Source organism: Massilia sp. Root133, assembly GCF_001426525.1.
GTDB lineage: Bacteria > Pseudomonadota > Gammaproteobacteria > Burkholderiales > Burkholderiaceae_D > Telluria > Telluria orientalis.
In genome coordinates this window covers 161,409-179,057 of record NZ_LMEW01000033.1, presented here as the reverse complement: position 1 = coordinate 179,057, position 17,649 = coordinate 161,409, and the positions used below count along the sequence as shown (strand labels likewise).

The following is a 17,649-nucleotide window of genomic DNA, read 5'->3' as shown; positions in this document are numbered from 1 at the left end:
CCAAAACTCGTGCGTTTCATAGGGAGAATAAAAGTTGGGTTGAGGAAACACAAACACCAAAAGACCGAATAAAATGTTCAAGACGTCATCAAGATGGAATTTTTGGCATGCATAATGCTGAACGGCGCGGCGAACGTTTTGTTCCAGGTCTTTTTAATTGACCAACTGTTGTTACACGCCGTTACAAAGAGCGGAACAGAAACCTCGTATTCTGCATCTTGCCAGCGGGAATTACTTCCCGCACAGAAACTTTACGAGGAATCTCATGCACACTTTGCGTAACCATTCACTCCTGGCTGCCACCATTCTGATGGCCTTCGCAGGTGTGACCTCCGCTTCCGCAGCCACGCTGTCCGTCGGCCCCGGCAAGACCTATGCCAAACCCTGCGCCGCCATCGCGGTCGCCAAGGACGGCGACGTCATCGAAATCACCGGCAATACCACGTACAGCGGCGATGCCTGCAGCATCAACCGCCACAACCTGACCATCCGCGGCGTCAACGGCCGTCCGAAGATCGACGCCGCCGGCAAGAACGCGGCCGACAAGGGTATCTGGGTCGTCAACGGCAACAACCTGACGGTCGACAACGTCGAGATGTACGGCGCGAAGGTCATGGACGGCAACGGCGCCGCGTTCCGCCTGCAGGGCGCGGGTTTTACGCTGCGTAATTCGTTCATCCACGACAACGAGAACGGCATCCTGGCGAATGCCAACCTGAACAGCGACATCCTGATCGAATACACGGAATTCGGCCACAACGGCCGCGGCGACGGCCAGACGCACAACCTGTACATCGGCCACGTGAAGAGCCTCACGTTCCGCTACAGCTATTCGCACGACGCGAACGTCGGCCACAACCTGAAGTCGCGCGCGGATACCAACATGATCGCGTACAGCCGCTTCTCCAGCACGCCGCCGGGCGAAACGGGCAGCACCGCCACCGGCCAGCCGTCGTACGAGATCGACCTGCCGAACGCCGGTACCTCCTACATCATCGGTAACGTCATCGTCCAGCCGGCCGCCAACCAGAACCCGGCCATCGTGGCCTACGGCGAAGAAGGCGCGATCAACGCCGGCAGCGACCTGTACGTCATCAACAACACGATCCTGAACGAGTATGGCGACGGCACGTTCCTGTTCGTCAGCGGCAAGGTCCCGACCCCGGCGGTGATCCAGAACAATATCTTCGGCGGCATCGGTACCCTCAGCTCCCAGGCGAGCTCCATCGTGAAGAACAACTACCGTTCGGTCTCCCCGGGCTTCGTCGACCGTGCCAAATGGGACCTGCATCCGACCGCCAGCGCGCTGGTGATCAATGCCGGTACGGATCCGGGCAAGTCGGCCAAGGGCGTGTCGCTGACCCCGGTCGCACAATATAAAGCCACCGCGTCCGGTGAAGCACGTCCGGTGGCCGGCCAGCTGGACATCGGCGCCTATGAAGTGACGGGCGACGCTGCGAACACCACGGCCGTGACCTGGACTGCCTGCGGCAACGAAGGTTCGACCTGCTCGTTCAGCGGTACGCGTGAAGTCCGCTTCGGTGCCAACGGCATCTATACGTCGAAAGTGGTCACCGGCTCGACCGCGTGCACGAGCGCCGTGTTCGGCGATCCGATCCGCGGCGTCGCCAAGACCTGCAGCTATTCCAGCGCACTCTCGACCGTGACGGCGACCGCGGCCACGGGCCCGTCGTGGATTCCGTGCTCCGGCGAAGGCGGCACCTGCGTGTTCAGCGGCACCCGTGAAGTCCGCTTCGGCGCCGGTACCTCGTTCTCGACCAAGACGTTCACGGGTTCCATCTACTGCGCGAATTCCGTGTTCGGCGACCCGGCAAAAGGCCAGCTGAAGACCTGCAGCTACTCCAGCAACACGATCGCGACCTCGGGCACCTCGGGCACCACGACCCCGGCCCCGGCCCCGACCGCGCCGGCCACCAACGACACCGCCTGGACGGCGTGCGCGGCCGAAGGCGGTACCTGCTCGATCACGGGTACCCACCAGGTCCGCTACGGCGCCAACGGCTACTATGTGACCAAGACCGTGACGGGTCCGGTTGCCTGCACGAACGCCGTCTTCGGTGACCCGGCTTACAGGATCGCCAAGTCCTGCAGCTACAAGTAATTCGCAGGGCTTGTCCCCTTCCGAAAAACGCGGCCTCGTGCCGCGTTTTTTGTTTTTGTGGCGCTCGGATCCGCGCCCGTTTGTGGCGTCAAAGTCTCATTAATAGTCCGCAATTACTCCAGATACAACTTTTCCTTATAAAATAGTTTCCAGGACTGAACTTTTTCTGTACAGTCCACGGATGGGCTGGTCGCCAACACAAATTTTTTCGAAAAAAACTGCGGCGTGAACGCAACATCCTCTTGATTTCGAAAATTTTTTTTCATAGTCATTCCGACAACGGGTGACAGCTCGGCACTTGCCAGTCAGATATGCATATTGTCACTCTGGCTCTGTCGATAAATTTTCCACCGGAAATTACATTCCATAGGGAAAAACCGTAAAAAGTCGTTTCAGACTTCCTTTTTCTTGTAGTGGATGCTAGAAAAAGCGATCACAAAATGTTCTTTTGCTCTACTAAATAAGGCTAAAAGGAACAATAATTAGCCTCTTTTCAGGCTTGCCGTTTAGCTATTTTCGGTTACACTTCGTTACAAACCGTCGATCTCAAACCTCGTATTCTGCAACTTTCCAGCAGGCACAACTGCTGACAGGCAATCTGCTTACGAGGACATCGACATGCAACAAACCGCATCGCGCACCACCCAATTCTCCGCATCGCACCTTGCTGCTGCCGTCCTGATGGCGTTCGCAGGTGTGACCACTGCATCCGCAGCGACGCTGTCAGTTGGCCCGGGCAAGACCTACGCCAAGCCGTGCGCCGCGATCGCCGCCGCCAAGGATGGCGACGTCATCGAAATCACCGGCAACACCACGTATAGCGGCGACGTCTGCTACATCATGCGCCACAACCTGACCATCCGCGGCGTCAATGGCCGTCCGAAGATCGATGCGGCCGGCAAGAACGCCGGTGGCAAAGGCATCTGGGTCGTCGACGGCAACAACCTGACCGTGGACAACGTCGAAATGTACGGCGCTAAAGTGCCCGACGCGAACGGCGCCGCGTTCCGCCTCGAAGCGGCCGGTTTCACGCTGCGTAACTCGTTCCTCCACGATAACCAGAACGGTATCCTGGCGAACGCCAACGCGAACAGCGACGTCGTGATCGAGAACACCGAATTCGGCCACAACGGCGCAGGCGACGGCCAGTCGCACAACCTGTACATCGGCCACGTGAAGAGCCTGACGTTCCGCTACAACTTCTCGCACGACGCCAACGTCGGCCACAACCTGAAGTCGCGTGCGGACACCAACCTGATCGCGTACAACCGCTTCTCGAGCCTGAACCCGGGCGAGACGGGCAGCACCGCCGCCGGCAAGCCGTCGTACGAGATCGACCTGCCGAACGCCGGTACGTCCTACGTCATCGGTAACATCATCCAGCAACCGGCCTCGAACTCGAACTCGGCGATGCTGGCCTACGGTGAAGAAGGCGCGGTCAACGCCGGCAGCGACCTGTACGTCATCAACAACACGTTCCTGAACGACATGGGCAGCGGCGGTACGTTCATGTTCGTCAGCGGCAAGGTGCCGACCCCGGCCGTGGCCCAGAACAACATCTATGCCGGCGTGGGCACGTTCAGCACGCAGGCATCGACGATCGACAAGACGAACTACCGTTCGGCATCGCCGAGCTTCGCGAACCGCGCCGCGTACGACCTGCATCCGGTCGGCAGCGCGCTGGTGATCGATGCCGGTTCGGACCCGGGCGTGTCGGCCAAGGGCGTGTCGCTGAAGGCCGTCGCGCAGTACAAGGCTGTCGCTGCGGGCGAAGCCCGTCCGGTGGTCGGCCAGATCGACATCGGCGCGTACGAATCGCTCACCGCGCCGACCACGACGACCGCGTCCTGGACCGCTTGCGGCAACGAAGGCTCGACCTGCGCGTTCAGCGGCACCCGTGAAGTCCGCTTCGGCGCGAACGGTGTGTACACGTCGAAAATGATCACCGCGTCGACCCCGTGCACGACCGCCGTGTTCGGCGATCCTATCCGCGGCGTTGTCAAGTCGTGCAGCTACGCCGGCACGACCACGGCCGCCGCGCCGGTGGCCAGCACGCCGACCTTCACGGCCTGCGCCACCGAAAACGGCACCTGCTCGTTCACCGGCAAGCGTGAAGTCCGCTACGGCACCAGCACGATCTACACCTCGAAGGTCGTGACCGGTCCGGTGGCCTGCACCAACGCCGTGTTCGGCGACCCGGCACGCGGCCAGGTCAAGTCGTGCTCCTACTCGAGCGTGACGCAGTAATCGCTATACCCGCACCATGAAAGAAGGCCGCTTCGAGCGGCCTTCTTTTATTGCACCGCGCGCCGCTCGGCGAACACCGCGCGCTTGGAGATCACGAAGTTGAACATCAGCGCCACCGCCGACCCGGCCACGACGCCGAGGAACAGGTTCAGCGTGCTGTGGTCGGTGAACCAGAGCCAGGTCTGGTAGACGGCCACGTTGATGAAGCCGCCCACGCCGGTGAACGTCAGATACTGCAGCCACTCGCGCACGGAGCCGGCGTCCTGCTTCACGAACGTGAAATGGCGGTTGACCTTCCACGTGACCGTGGCGGCCACGAGGAACGACACGATGCGCCCGCTCGTGGGGCCGAGGCCCAGGCCCTTGACGACGGCGTACAGGACGCCGAAGTCGGTGACGAAGCCCAGCGCGCCGACGAGGCAGAAACGGAAGAACTGCTTCAAGCCTTTTTCTCGCGCGTGGCCCCGACCGACGGCACGGTCAGGTAGGCCAGGCGCTTCATCTCGCGCCGGCCATGGGTGACGGTGTCGAGCACGAGGCCGCAGGTGAGCGCCAGGAAGGCCAGCAGCATCATGCTGGCGGCCAGCACGGCGGTCGGCAGGCGCGGCACCAGGCCCGTCTCGAGGTAGGTCACGAGCACCGGGATCGACACGCCGATCGACACCAGCGCCAGCAGCGCGAACAGGACCGTGAAGAACAGCAGCGGCCGCTCGTTCTTGAACAGTTTCGTGATCATCAGCAGGATGCGGAAACCGTCGCGGTAGGTCGACAGCTTGCTGGTGGAGCCTTCCAGGCGCGCGCCGTACGGCGTGTCCAGTTCGCCGATCGGCATGCGCAGCTGCAGCGCGTGCACGGTCAGCTCGGTCTCGGTCTCGAAGCCGTTCGACAGCGCCGGGAACGATTTCACGTAGCGTCGCGAGAACACGCGGTAGCCCGACAGGATGTCGGTGAAGCGGTTGCCGAACAGGTGCGCGACGAAGCCCGTGAACAGGGCATTGCCGAAGCGGTGGCCGGCGCGGTAGGCGGCTTCCTCCGAGTCGACACGGCAGCCGACGACCATGTCCAGGTTTTCGTCGACGAGCTTGGCGATCAGCGCCGGCGCGCTCGCGGCGTCGTAGGTGATGTCGCCGTCGCACATCAGGTAGATGTCGGCATCGATGTCGGCGAACATGCGGCGCACGACGTTGCCCTTGCCCTGCAGGGTCTCGGCGCGCACGATGGCGCCGGCGGCCGCGGCCACTTCGGACGTGCGGTCCTTGGAGTTGTTGTCGTAGACGTAAATCCGCGCCTGCGGAAGTTCGCGCCGGAAGCCTTCGACGACGGCGCCGATGGCGGCCTCCTCGTTATAACAAGGCAGGATCACTGCGATGTCGAGGCCGGCATATGCGGCGCGGGCCGCTTCGATCGGCAATACGTTGGTTTTCAGTGTGGAAGGCATGCTGCGTCCTCGCTGCGGATACTGTTGTGTGACGGGTGAACTGGGATTACTGCAATTTGGTGAGCGCCGTCGCCTTGGCCGGCAGGCCCATGTTGCGGACGGCCGCGATGTCGGGCCGGGCCGGGGCGACGGCGTCGTAGACTTCGGTGACGCCCGACCGGTACTGGTGCGGCAGGGTCTGGCCGAGCCGGAAGCCGGAATCGGCGCGCGCCAGTGCCTCGCGCACCTGGGCGCTGTGCGGATAGGCGTCCTTGCCGCCCTCGCGCACGATGACGACGTGCTGGACGCCCAGCCGGTGCAGTTCGGCCAGCACGTCCGCGGTGTCGTGGTACTTGAGGGTATAGGTGGTGCCCATGAAATTCGAGTCGGCCAGCAGCTTCGACGCCCGCACGACGTAGCCGCGCAGCGCGCTGTCGTGCACGGCCATGTCGGCGATGAACCAGCCTTCGGTGGAGGCGCTGCCGTCGATGACGGTCAGCACGGGTTTGGCGGCGGCCAGGCGGTCGGTCACGGCGGCGATGCCGGTATCGGCCTTCGGCGCGCGCTGGACCAGGTGCACGATGCCCGGCACGGCCATCACGACCGCCAACGCGGCGAGCGCCGGTGCGGGCATGCCTGCACGGAGGTGCGCCAGCAGGCGCACGGCGCCGAGCACGGCCAGCACGACGACGGCCGGCAGCGCGGGCGCCATGTAGCGTTCGACGATGTCGACCGGCACCAGCGACTGCAGCAGCAGGGTCGCCAGCAGCAGGCTGATCGCGGCGCTGACGATCGTCCAGCGCTGCGGCTCGGCGCGGCGTGCGCGGAACTCGGCCACGATGGCGTACAGGGCCAGCAGGCCGCCGACGGGCGTCACGTTCCGCCCCAGGGCCTGCAGGTTGTACAACAGCGCCTTCGTCGCATACGGCAGGCCGGCCTGATAGTTGAAACCGTCGGCGGCGATCTTGGCCGTCAGCATGTACCACGGCACGACGATGGCGGCCGCCAGCGCGGCGGCGACGTACAGCCGCACCGACAGCAGCAGTTTCCAGTTGGCCGTCAGCAGGATGTGGAAGACGGGAACGAACACGACGAGCCAGCCGTTGCCCTTGACGAGCACGGCCGTTGCGGCGAGCAGCGCGAACCCGAGCGCACTGCCCCAGCCGGGACGCACGCTGAACGCGATCCAGACGGCGGTGGCGGCGACGAGGCAGGCGGTCAGCGGCTGGTCCGCCATGAACATCACGTGACCTTCGAGCACCAGCGGCGTCACCGCGTAGACGAGCGCGCCGGCCAGCGCGGCGCGGCGGTCGGCCAGCATGGACAGCGCCGCGGCGACGCCGATCGCCGGCAGTGCGGCGAACAGGACGTTGACGGCGAAGATCACCGGCAAGGTCGGCGGCAGTACGAGGAATACGAGACCGAGGATGCCGTAATAGGCCGGCGGCCAGTGCCCGATCGAGATTTTCGGATAATGGACGTAGAAATCGGTGGCCGCGCCCATCGGATTGCTGCCGAAATGGCGAGCAATGTAATCGGAGACAAAATAACCGTTGAGGAAGTGCGACGGTTCATCCGCCCCGGAAAAACCGGACTGGTACGACTTCGCCATGAACACGGCCAGCGCGCCGACGAGGACGGCGCACAAATAAGCCAGGCAAAGGAACCGGGACGAGGGTTTCTGGAAAACCGCTTGCATGTATGTCGGGGAAAGGTCAACGATGGGACAGCGTCGCGAACTTTAGCATATTTGCAAGCTTTAAGAGCATCAAGTTGTAACCGTGTTGTATTTGCGACCGCTAACAACGACAACGCCATCCCCGGACTGCGGGATGGCGTTGGGGCCGGGATTACCAGATGATGACGCGCTCCTGCGGCGCCAGGTACATCTTGTCGCCCTGCTTGACCTTGAAGGCGTCGTAGAAGCCCGGCTGGTTGCGCAGCGTGCCGTTGGCGCGGAACTGGCCCGGCGAGTGCGGGTCGGTCTTCACCTGCACGATCTGCTGCTGTTCGCGCATCTTGGTGCGCCACACCTGGGCCCAGCCCATGTACAGGCGCTGTTCGCCGCTCAAGCCGTCGATCACGGGCGCCTTCTTGCCCTTCAGCGAGATCTTGTAGGCTTTATAAGCGATCGCGAGACCCGAGTTGTCGGCGATGTTCTCGCCCAGCGTCAGTTCGCCGTTCACGTGGTAGCCCTTGATCGGCTCGAACTGGTTGTACTGGTTGACCAGCATCTTCGTCTTGGCCTCGAAGTTCTTGTGGTCGGCCGCGGTCCACCAGTCGCGCAGGTTGCCGTCGCCGTCGTACTGGGCGCCCTGGTCGTCGAAACCGTGGCTGATCTCGTGGCCGATCACGGCGCCGATGCCGCCGTAGTTCACGGCATCATCCGCCTTGGCGTCGAAGAACGGCGGCTGCAGGATCGCGGCCGGGAACACGATCTCGTTCATCTCCGGGTTGTAGTACGCGTTGATGGTCTGCGGCGTCATGCCCCACTCGTCGCGGTCGATCGGCTTGCCCAGCTTGTTCAGCTCGCGGTTGTACTCGACGTCGCGCGAACGCATCACGTTGCCCACCAGGTCGTCACGCGAGACGACCAGGGCCGAGTAATCCTTCCACTTGTTCGGGTAGCCGATCTTCGGCGTGAACTTGGCCAGCTTGGCCTGCGCTTCCTTCTTGGTGGCCGGCGACATCCAGTCCAGCTTGTCGATGCTCTGCTTGTAGGCGACCAGCAGGTTCTTCACCAGCGCTTCCATGCGCGCCTTGCGCTCCGGCGGGAAGTACTCGGCCACGTACAGCTTGCCCAGCGACTCGCCCTGCGAACGCTCGATCGCGCCCACGCCACGCTTCCAGCGCGGTTCCATTTCCTTCACGCCCGACAGGGTCTTGCCGTAGAAGTCGAAACGCTCGTCGACGAAGGCCTTGTTCAGGTAGCTCGCGTACGCGTCCACCAGGTGCATCGTCAGGTAGGCCTTCCAGGTGTCCAGCGAGGTCTTGTTGGAGATCTCGGCGAATCCCTTCAGGTAGGTCGGCTGGCTGACGATCACATAGGTCGTCTTGCCGGCGATGCCGGTGGCCTGCAGGTAGCCGTTCCAGTCGTAGTCCGGTGCGACCTTGCCCATGTCGGCCAGCGGCACCTTGTTGTAGGCCTTGATCGGGTCGCGCAGTTCGACCTTGGTCCACTGCACCTTGGCCAGCTCCGTCTCGAAGTCGACGATCGCCTTCGCGTTGGCGGCGGCGTTCTTGTCGCCGGCCAGCGCCAGCGTCTTCTCGACGTGCGTCAGGTACTTGGCCTTCGCGTCGGCCAGCTTGGCGTCGTCGGCCTTCAGGTAGTAGTCGCGGTCCGGCATGCCGAGGCCACTTTGATAGATGTCGGCGACGTACTTGGTCGAATCCTTGTTGTCCTGGTGGATGCCGAAATCGTACGGCACGTTCACGCCGATCTTGCCCAGGTGCGCCAGCAGCGCGGGCAGCTCGGACTTGTCCTTCAGCGCCGCGATCTTCGCCAGTTCGCCGTTCAGCGGCGTGATGCCCAGCTGCTCGAGCTTCGCTTCGTCCATGAAGCTGGCGTAGTAATCGCCGATGCGCTGGGCGTCGGTGCCCTTGGCCGGGTTGCCGGCGGCGGCTTTCTCGATGATGCCGCGCAGCTGCGGCAGCGTGTCGTCGCGCAGCTTGGCGAACGAGCCCCAGCTCGATTTGTCGGCCGGGATCTCGACCGTCTTCATCCACTTGCCGTTCAGGTATTCATAGAAATCGTCCTGCGGGCGGACCGCCGGATCGATGTATTCGGTGGCGACGCCGGCGGCCAGGGTCTGGCCCTTCTTCATGGCCGTGTTCTTGGCGGCGGCGCCTTCCGCCGCGTGGCTGGCGTTGGCAAGCAGCGCCAGGGTCAGGGCGCTCAACAGGGTGTGCTTCTTCATCATCTCTTCATCTCCCTCGGGTTGTTATGGGTGGGATGGTGGGGCCGGCGGGGGTACCGCCGCTCGTGATTATCGCTGATGGCGATCCGTTTTTGTTACCAAATGGTGACGCGCTGCTCCGGCGGTAAATACATCTTGTCGCCTTCCTTCACGCCGAACGCCTCGTAGAACGCGGCCTGGTTGCGCAGCGTGCCGTTGGCGCGGAACTGGCCCGGCGAGTGCGGGTCGGTCTTCACCTGCACGATCTGCTGCGCCTCGCGCATCTTCGAGCGCCACACCTGGGCCCAGCCCATGAAGAAGCGCTGGTCGCCCGTGAGGCCGTCGATGACGGGGGCCTGCTGGCCGTGCAGCGAGATTTTATAAGCCTTGTACGCGATGGCGAGGCCCGAGTTGTCGCCGATGTTCTCGCCCAGCGTGAGGGCGCCGTTGACGTGGTAGCCCGGCAGCGGCTCGAACGCCTCGTACTGCTTGACCAGCATGTCGGTCTTGGCCTTGAAGCGCGCCTGGTCCTCTTGCGTCCACCAGTTGCGCAGATTGCCCTCGCCGTCCGACTGGCTGCCCTTGTCGTCGAAGCCGTGGCCGATCTCGTGGCCGATCACGGCGCCGATGCCGCCGTAGTTCACGGCGTCGTCCGCGCTCGCATCGAAGAACGGCGGCTGCAGGATCGCGGCCGGGAACACGATCTCGTTCATGCGCGAGTTGTAGTACGCATTCACCGTCTGCGGCGTCATGCCCCATTCTTCGCGGTCGATCGGCTTGCCCAGCTTGTCGATGTTGCGGTTGTAGGCGAAGGTCGCGGCACGCATCACGTTGCCGACCAGGTCATCCCTCCTGACGCTCAGGCGGGTGTAATCGCGCCACTTGTTTGGATAGCCGATCTTCGGCGTGAACTTCGCCAGCTTGGCCTGGGCTTCCTTCCTGGTCTCCGGGCCCATCCAGTCGAGCTGGTCGATCGATTCCCGGTACGCGGCGAGGACGTTCTTGACGAGTTCCTCCATGCGCGCCTTGCGCTCCGGCGGGAAGTATTTCGCCACGTATTCGCGGCCCAGCGCCTCGCCCAGCGCGCCTTCGACGACGGACACGCCGATCTTCCAGCGCGGGCGGTTGACGTCCGCGCCGGTCAGCGTCTTGCCGTAGAAATCGAAGTCCGCGTCGACGAACGCCTTCGACAGGTAAGGCGCGTATTCGCGCAGCAGCTGCCACTGGAAGTACGCCTTGACGGTCTCGAGGTCGGTGTCGGCGAGGAGCTTGTCGAGGCCTTGCAGGTAGCTCGGCTGGCCGACGATCACGTAGTCGATCCGGTTGCCCACGCCGGCGGCGCCCAACGCGGCCTTCCAGTCATAGCCCGGCGTCAGCGCGGCGAGCTGCGCCACGTCCATCTTGTTGTAGCTCTTGTTCGGGTCGCGCAGTTCGACCTTCGTCCACTGCGCCTTCGCCAGTGCCGTCTCGAACGCGACGATCGCCTTCGCCTTCGCGTCGGCGTCCTTGTCGCCGGCCAGCGCCATGATCTTCGCGACGTGCTGTTCGTACTTCGCCTTGGCCGCGGCCATCCTGGCGTCGTCCGCCTTCAGGTAGTAGTCGCGGTCCGGCATGCCGAGGCCGCCCTGGCGGATGTAGGTGGCGTACTTCGTCGACGCTTTCGCGTCCTGCGCCACGGCGATGCCGTACGGCGTCGCGACGCCGATCTTCGACAGGTGCGCGATCAGGTCCGGCACGCCCTTCTTGTCCTTCAGGGTGCGGATGCGCTGCAGTTCGCCCGTCAGCGGCTTGTAGCCCTGCGTCTCCAGCTTCTTCTCGTCCATGAAGCTCGTGTACAGGTCGGCGATCTTCTGCGCATCGGTGCCGGCTTTCTTGTGCGGGTCCTTCTGGTCCGCTTCGATGATGCCGAGGAGCTGCGGCTGCGTGTCCTCGCGCAGCTTCATGAAGGTGCCCCAGCTCGAGCGGTCGGCGGGGATCTCGGTCGTCTTGAGCCACTTGCCGTTCAGGTAAGTGAAGAAATCGTCCTGCACGCGTACGCTCGGGTCGATGTACTGCGTGTCGATGCCGGCGCGGTCCGCCGCCGCGGTTGCCGCGGAGACGAAGGTAGTCAGCATGGAAAAGGTCAGGGTACTGAGAAGGTATCGTTTCAAGAGGGGTCCTTGTGTGCTGCGGGGTGGCTTGTGGCCATCCGCGAATGTAACACGGCCCGGTGTGCCGATACACCGGGCCGCCGTCGCCGCGCTCTGCACGAGCATCGCCAGCAGCCGGCGCTTGAGGACTTCGCTGATGCTCATGACTATCGTTGTTATCGGTTGCGCAGCGGCACCAATTCTAGCGGGGAAGGATAGTCGAATCAGCGAACGGCAGCGGATTTTTACTTAACGATACATTGTATGTACGACTCAGCCGCCGAGATTGATCGACGCCCCGCCGGGGCCGCCCATCCCGCCACGCCCGTGGCCGCCCATGCCGCCCGGACGGCCGCCGCCGCGCTCCCCGCCACGTTCGCCGCCGCGTTCGGTGCCCGAACGCCCCTCCGGCACCACGCGCATCAACTGCTCGCCGATGAACGTCGCGACCTGGGCGCGCTGCTTGTCGTCGAGCGCATCGTTCACTTCCAGCCACGCTTCGCGCAGCTGCTTGTCCTCGGTATTGGTCGCCGCGGCTTCCGCCTCGACGGCCCGGTTCAGGTCGCGCAATTCGACCTCCGGCTTCGCCAGCAGCGTCTTCGCCTGTTCCTGCAGCGTCTCGCGGCGGCGCTGGCGCTCGCGCAGGATGGAGCGCGAACGGCCTTCCATCTGGTTCCACAAGGTCTGCTGGTTCGGGGTCAGGCTCAGGGATTTCTTTACGTCGGCGGACATGAACAGCAGGTCGTCGGCGCGCATGTCCATCAGCGGAACGGCGAACGAAGGGACGGCGCTGCCGATGGCGAGCGCGCACAGGACAGCGCGGGCGAACCGGGTCGTGATCATTTGGGCTCCGGGCAGAAAAAAGCCCACGGTGGGGGAACCGTGGGCAAAGACCACTTCAAGAGTGGAGAGAGAGAGAAAAACTGATAAGGACTATATGCTCCGCCCCCCACCCTGTCCGGGCACTTTACAAATACTTACGCCGTGTTTGCTGGCAGATACAAGGATTAACAAGAACCCCGAGGTCGTATTGACATCTCGTACTTACAGCGGCAGATGCCGGCTCCACCCATCCGCCATCGCCCGTGCGAGATCCGCGTAGTCCGCGTGCCGGCTGGCGCGGTCGCGCTCGCGGCAGAACGCCTCGTCGCGGTTGAACAGCGACGCCGCCAGGCCGCGGCCGGCCATCGTGATCCCGGCCGTCTTCTGGAAGCGCAGCGCGGTGAAGGCTTGCAGGGCCTGGCCCACATTGCCCGGATGCGCCTCGATGCAGTTCGCCAGGTGCCACGCGTCTTCCAGCGCCTGGCATGCGCCCTGGCCGGACGTGGGCAGGGCCGCATGGGCCGCGTCGCCGATGATGACCAGGTTGTCCCGGTACCAGGTCGGTACGGGATCGTGGTCGTGCACGTATATCTTGTTGATGCGCGCGGCGGGCGTGGTGGCGACGATGCGCCGTACCGGTTCCGGCCAGTCCGCGAAGAGGCGCTGCAGCTCGTCCCGATAAGCGTCCGGATCGCGCGCGCCGATCGTGGCCTGCGCTGCGCCGCCGGCCCAATACGCCTTGTCGCGCGCGACGGGCACGATGCCGAAGCGTGCGCCCGTGCCCCAATAGTCCGAGATCGTGTCCACGTCGAACTCGCCCTCGCAGACGCCGATCCAGTTGATGAAGCCCTGGTAGATGGGCGTGTTGCCGCCCGTGACGTAGCGGCGGGCGCACGATGCCATGCGGCCGTCGGCGCCGACGACGAGATCCGCCGTCAAGGTCGTCCCGTCGTCGAAGTGGACGACCGCGCCCGGTTCGATGCGCGCGACGTTGCGGCCATACCGGACCGCGACGCCCAGCGCCTGCAGCCGTGCCGACAGGATGCGCTGGAAATCGCTCCTGAGGACGGACAGGCTGGGATAGCCCATCCGCGCCTCGATCAGGCCGATGTCCAGCGCACCGAGGTCCGCGCCGGCACGCGACAGGCGGCGCATCGCGCGCGGGTGGCCCGCGACGGCCGCCAGGTCGTCCAGGATGCCGAACTGCGCCAGCACGAAGGCGGCATTCGGCCACACGACGATGCCCGCGCCGATGTTCGCGTCGCCGGCGCGCCGTTCGTGGACGGTGACGTCGTGGCCTTTCAGTTTGAGAGCGATCGCGCTGGCGACACCCGCCACGCCGCCGCCGAGAATGGCTATGTGCATGTGAATAAAAAAGGCTGCCGCGGCAGCCTTTTCAACGAGGGTCGAACGCAGATCAGGTGTTGAGCTGCTCGGCGTCGCCCAGTTTGTCCTTGTACGAATCGAAGATCTTGACCAGCGCGTCGCGCATGGACACCTGCGGCTTCCAGCCCAGTTCCGAGACCGTGTTCTCGATCTTCGGCACGCGGTTCTGCACGTCCTGGTAGCCGGTGCCGTAGTAGGCGCCCGAGCTCGTTTCGACCAGCTTCACCTGCTTGGCCGTCTCGCGATATTCCGGGTACTCGGCGGCCAGGTCCAGCATCATGCCGGCCAGTTCGCGGATCGAATAATTGTTGACCGGGTTGCCCACGTTGAAGATCTTGCCGGTGGCCTTGCCGTCCTTGTTCTCGATGATGCGCATCAGCGCGTCGATGCCGTCGTCGACATAGGTGAACGAACGCTTCTGCTGGCCGCCGTCGACCAGCTGGATCGGTTCGCCGCGCACGATGTGGCCGAGGAACTGGGTCAGCACGCGCGAGGAGCCTTCTTTCGGCGTGTGGATCGAATCCAGGCCGGCGCCGATCCAGTTGAACGGACGGAACAGCGTGAAGTTCAGGCCTTCCATGCCGTAGCCCCAGATCACGCGGTCCATCAACTGCTTGGCGCAGGCGTAGATCCAGCGCGGCTTGTTGATCGGGCCGTAGACCAGTTCCGAGTTCTCCGGGTCGAATTCCGAGTCCGGGCTCATGCCGTAGACTTCCGACGTCGACGGGAAAATCAGATGTTTCTTGTACTTGGCGGCCGAGCGAACGATCGGCAGGTTCGCCTCGAAGTCCAGTTCGAAGACGCGCAGCGGCTCCTTCACGTACGTCGACGGCGTCGCGATCGCCACCAGCGGGAGGATCACGTCGCACTTCTTGACGTGGTACTCGACCCACTCCTTGTTGATGGTGATGTCGCCTTCAAAAAAGTGCATGCGGGGATGGTCCAGCAGATGCGCGATCCGCTCGGAGTTCATATCCATGCCATACACTTCCCAATCGGTCGTCTCCAGGATGCGCTTGGAGAGATGGTGGCCGATAAAACCGTTGACGCCGAGGATGAGGACTTTTTTCATTTCAGGTAGGAAACATTTTCACGTATCGCCCGATTATACCACCGCGCAAATTCACGCAAACCGGTCTCCAGTGACGTCGTGGGTTTGTAGCCCACCCAGTCCTGCAGCTTGCTGGTATCGGCGTGCGTGGCCGGCACGTCGCCCGGCTGCATCGGCTGGAAGTCCAGTGTCGCCTTGACGTCGAGCGCGCCTTCCAGCGTGCGAATAAAGTCCAGCACCTGCACCGGCGTCTGGTTGCCGATGTTGAAGATGGCGTGCGGCGGCTTGCCTGCCGGAGTCGTCGGCTTGAACAGCAACCGGACGACGCCTTCGACGATGTCGTCGATATAGGTGAAATCGCGGTACAGCTTGCCTTCGGCGAACACGGGGATCGCCTCGCCCGCCAGCATCTTGCGCGCGAAGCTGAAGTAAGCCATGTCCGGGCGGCCCCACGGTCCATACACCGTGAAGAAGCGCAGGCCGGTGGTCGGAATGCCGTACAGATGGCTGTACGAATGGGCCATCAGCTCGTTCGACTTTTTCGTCGCGGCATACAGCGACACGGGCGCGTCGGTGACGTCGTCCTCGCTGAACGGCGTCTTGGCGTTGGCGCCGTAGACGCTGCTGCTGCTCGCGTACAGCAGGTGCTCGACCTTGTGGTTGCGGCACGCTTCCAGCATGTGGCCGAACGCGACGAGGTTCGCCTGTACGTACGCGGCCGGGTTCTTCAGCGAATAGCGCACGCCGGCCTGGGCGGCCAGGTGCACGACGAGCGCCGGCTTCACGCGCTCGAACAGCGCGGCCACCTGCTCCCCGTCGCTCAGTTCGACGGTCTCGCACGGCACGCCGGCCGGCTTCAACAGCGCCTCGACGCGGTGGTGCTTCAGCGCCGGGTCGTAGTAATCGTTGAAGTTGTCGCAGCCGACCACGGTGTGACCCATGGCGGTCAGGCGCACCGCCACCGCGCTGCCGATGAAGCCGGCGGCGCCGGTGACGAGGATCGTTCCCTTGTTGCTCACTGCTTCCGTCATTGCTCGACTTTCCCTGAACGGCGGCCGATGCCTTCGTAGACGAGGCCGGCGGCGGCGAAGGCGTCCGGATCGTAGATGTTACGACCGTCGAACACGGCCTTCAGTTTCAGGTTCTCGGCCAGGAACGGCAGGTCCGGCGCGCGGAATTCCTTCCATTCCGTGACCAGCACGAGCACGTCCGCGCCTTCGACGGCCTGTTTGGCCGACTCGACGATGCGCAGACGGGTATTGCACTGGTCCTCGCCATGCTCGGCCACCAGGACGCGCTTCGCTTCGGTGCTGGCGACGGGGTCGTAGGCGACCACGTTGGCGCCCGCGTCGAACAGCGACTTGACCAGGATGCGGCTCGGCGCTTCGCGCATGTCGTCCGTATTCGGCTTGAACGACAGGCCCCACAGGGCGATCGTCTTGCCGTTCAGGTTGCTCGCGCCGCCGAAGAAGCGCACCAGCTTCGTGAACAGCACGTTCTTCTGTTCCTCGTTGACCTTCTCGGTCGCGGTCAGGAGATGCAGTTCCTTCTTGTGGTCGGACGCGGTCTTGATCAACGCCTTGACGTCTTTCGGGAAGCAGGAACCGCCATAGCCCATGCCGGCGTACAGGAAGTCCGGACCGATGCGCGGGTCCATGCCGATGCCCAGGCGCACGGCCTCGATGTCGGCGCCCAGCAGTTCGGACAGGTTGGCCAGCTCGTTCATGAAGCTGATGCGGGTGGCCAGCATCGCGTTCGCCGCGTACTTGGTCAGCTCGGCGCTGCGGATGTCCATCTCGACGAATTTCTCGTGGTTGCGGCTGAACGGCGCGTACAGCTGGCGCATCTGCTTGCCGGCCTCAAGGTCGTCGAAGCCGACCACGATGCGGTCCGGCTTCATGAAGTCGTCGATGGCGGCGCCTTCTTTCAGGAATTCGGGGTTGCTGACGACGTGGAACGCGACGTTCACACCGCGTTTCTCCAGTTCGCCCGCGATGGCGCGTTTCACTTTTTCAGCGGTGCCGACGGGCACGGTCGACTTGTCGACGATCACGGCCGGCTTCGTCAGGCGCTCGCCGATGCTGCGCGCGGCCGACAGGATGTGGGTCAGGTCGGCGCTGCCGTCTTCGTCCGGCGGCGTACCGACGGCCAGGAAGATGATGTCGGCGTGGCTGACGGCGTCGTCGTAGTTCGACGAGAACAGCAGGCGGCCGGCGGCGGCGTTGCGCTGGACCAGGTTGTCCAGGCCGGGTTCGTGGATCGGGATGATCCCGTCCTTCAACATCGTGATCTTGCGCGTATCGACGTCCAGGCACAGCACGGTGTTGCCGACGTCGGCGAAGCAGGCGCCAGACACCAGTCCGACGTAACCAGTCCCGATAACTGAAATTTTCATGATCTTCTACAGATTGAGGTTTCGACCATGGGACGCCCGCGCTGCATGCCGGTTCGCCTCATGAGGGGGTGGGCCGGAGGACATGCCGCCGGGTTAATAACTAGACGAATTTATCACAGATTTCTGGCGAGCACGCTACACGTTTGCTTTTTTGCTATTAAACTGGGGCACGTTCCGTTAGAAA

General features: G+C 63.7%; 12 protein-coding genes. 2 read left to right on the top strand and 10 right to left on the bottom strand.

The window, feature by feature from the left end; translation table 11 throughout:
* Positions 1-265: 265 nt before the first annotated feature.
* Positions 266-2,122 carry a hypothetical protein gene (locus ASD28_RS32925; RefSeq protein WP_229412298.1) on the top strand — a complete coding sequence of 619 codons (1,857 nt, stop codon included), beginning with the start codon at positions 266-268 and terminating at the stop codon, positions 2,120-2,122.
* A gap of 618 nt (positions 2,123-2,740) precedes the next feature.
* Positions 2,741-4,369, top strand: coding sequence for a hypothetical protein (locus ASD28_RS32920; RefSeq protein WP_229412299.1), 1,629 nt, complete (start codon positions 2,741-2,743; stop codon positions 4,367-4,369).
* A 47-nt stretch (positions 4,370-4,416) separates the two neighbouring features.
* On the opposite strand, the gene ASD28_RS23260 is transcribed toward ASD28_RS32920, so the two are convergent.
* The 10 genes from ASD28_RS23260 to ASD28_RS23215 all read right to left on the bottom strand — a co-directional run bounded on the left by ASD28_RS23260 (position 4,417) and on the right by ASD28_RS23215 (position 17,465).
* On the bottom strand, positions 4,417-4,812 hold the full coding sequence (locus tag ASD28_RS23260) for a GtrA family protein (RefSeq protein WP_056134064.1): 396 nt from the start codon (positions 4,810-4,812) through the stop codon (positions 4,417-4,419).
* The gene (locus tag ASD28_RS23255) at positions 4,809-5,807 is read right to left on the bottom strand and encodes a glycosyltransferase family 2 protein (protein ID WP_082577621.1); all 999 of its coding nucleotides are present in this window, start codon (positions 5,805-5,807) and stop codon (positions 4,809-4,811) included. The genes ASD28_RS23260 and ASD28_RS23255 overlap by 4 nt, the downstream gene beginning before the upstream one ends.
* Positions 5,808-5,853: 46 nt before the next feature.
* Positions 5,854-7,485 (bottom strand): glycosyltransferase family 39 protein, encoded by a 1,632-nt coding sequence (locus ASD28_RS23250; protein WP_082577622.1) that lies wholly within the window; start codon positions 7,483-7,485, stop codon positions 5,854-5,856.
* Positions 7,486-7,636: 151 nt separating this feature from the next.
* Positions 7,637-9,703 (bottom strand): M13 family metallopeptidase, encoded by a 2,067-nt coding sequence (locus ASD28_RS23245; protein WP_056134786.1) that lies wholly within the window; start codon positions 9,701-9,703, stop codon positions 7,637-7,639.
* Positions 9,704-9,798: 95 nt separating this feature from the next.
* Positions 9,799-11,796, bottom strand: coding sequence for a M13 family metallopeptidase (locus ASD28_RS23240; RefSeq protein ID WP_056134058.1), 1,998 nt, complete (start codon positions 11,794-11,796; stop codon positions 9,799-9,801).
* Between the two features lie 288 nt (positions 11,797-12,084).
* Entirely contained in the window at positions 12,085-12,654 is a 570-nt protein-coding gene (locus ASD28_RS23235) for a Spy/CpxP family protein refolding chaperone (protein WP_056134055.1), read from the bottom strand.
* 201 nt (positions 12,655-12,855) lie between these two features.
* Positions 12,856-13,998 carry an FAD-dependent monooxygenase gene (locus ASD28_RS23230; RefSeq protein ID WP_056134051.1) on the bottom strand — a complete coding sequence of 381 codons (1,143 nt, stop codon included), beginning with the start codon at positions 13,996-13,998 and terminating at the stop codon, positions 12,856-12,858.
* A gap of 52 nt (positions 13,999-14,050) precedes the next feature.
* On the bottom strand, positions 14,051-15,091 hold the full coding sequence (locus ASD28_RS23225; RefSeq protein ID WP_056134049.1) for a bifunctional UDP-4-keto-pentose/UDP-xylose synthase: 1,041 nt from the start codon (positions 15,089-15,091) through the stop codon (positions 14,051-14,053).
* Positions 15,088-16,101, bottom strand: coding sequence for an NAD-dependent epimerase/dehydratase family protein (locus ASD28_RS23220; protein ID WP_056134046.1), 1,014 nt, complete (start codon positions 16,099-16,101; stop codon positions 15,088-15,090). The genes ASD28_RS23225 and ASD28_RS23220 overlap by 4 nt, the downstream gene beginning before the upstream one ends.
* Positions 16,098-17,465 carry a UDP-glucose/GDP-mannose dehydrogenase family protein gene (locus tag ASD28_RS23215; RefSeq protein ID WP_056134043.1) on the bottom strand — a complete coding sequence of 456 codons (1,368 nt, stop codon included), beginning with the start codon at positions 17,463-17,465 and terminating at the stop codon, positions 16,098-16,100. Before ASD28_RS23215 ends, ASD28_RS23220 begins: the two co-directional genes overlap by 4 nt.
* Positions 17,466-17,649 lie beyond the last annotated feature (184 nt).

Coding starts and splice junctions, on each gene's coding strand:
- ASD28_RS23230 (WP_056134051.1), bottom strand. CDS start 13,998: ATGCACATAGCCATTCTCGGCGGCGGCGTGGCGGGTGTCGCCAGCGCG.
- ASD28_RS32925 (WP_229412298.1), top strand. CDS start 266: ATGCACACTTTGCGTAACCATTCACTCCTGGCTGCCACCATTCTGATG.
- ASD28_RS23220 (WP_056134046.1), bottom strand. CDS start 16,101: ATGACGGAAGCAGTGAGCAACAAGGGAACGATCCTCGTCACCGGCGCC.
- ASD28_RS23225 (WP_056134049.1), bottom strand. CDS start 15,091: ATGAAAAAAGTCCTCATCCTCGGCGTCAACGGTTTTATCGGCCACCAT.
- ASD28_RS23240 (WP_056134058.1), bottom strand. CDS start 11,796: ATGCTGACTACCTTCGTCTCCGCGGCAACCGCGGCGGCGGACCGCGCC.
- ASD28_RS23255 (WP_082577621.1), bottom strand. CDS start 5,807: ATGCCTTCCACACTGAAAACCAACGTATTGCCGATCGAAGCGGCCCGC.
- ASD28_RS23215 (WP_056134043.1), bottom strand. CDS start 17,465: ATGAAAATTTCAGTTATCGGGACTGGTTACGTCGGACTGGTGTCTGGC.
- ASD28_RS23250 (WP_082577622.1), bottom strand. CDS start 7,485: ATGCAAGCGGTTTTCCAGAAACCCTCGTCCCGGTTCCTTTGCCTGGCT.
- ASD28_RS23245 (WP_056134786.1), bottom strand. CDS start 9,703: ATGAAGAAGCACACCCTGTTGAGCGCCCTGACCCTGGCGCTGCTTGCC.
- ASD28_RS32920 (WP_229412299.1), top strand. CDS start 2,741: ATGCAACAAACCGCATCGCGCACCACCCAATTCTCCGCATCGCACCTT.
- ASD28_RS23235 (WP_056134055.1), bottom strand. CDS start 12,654: ATGATCACGACCCGGTTCGCCCGCGCTGTCCTGTGCGCGCTCGCCATC.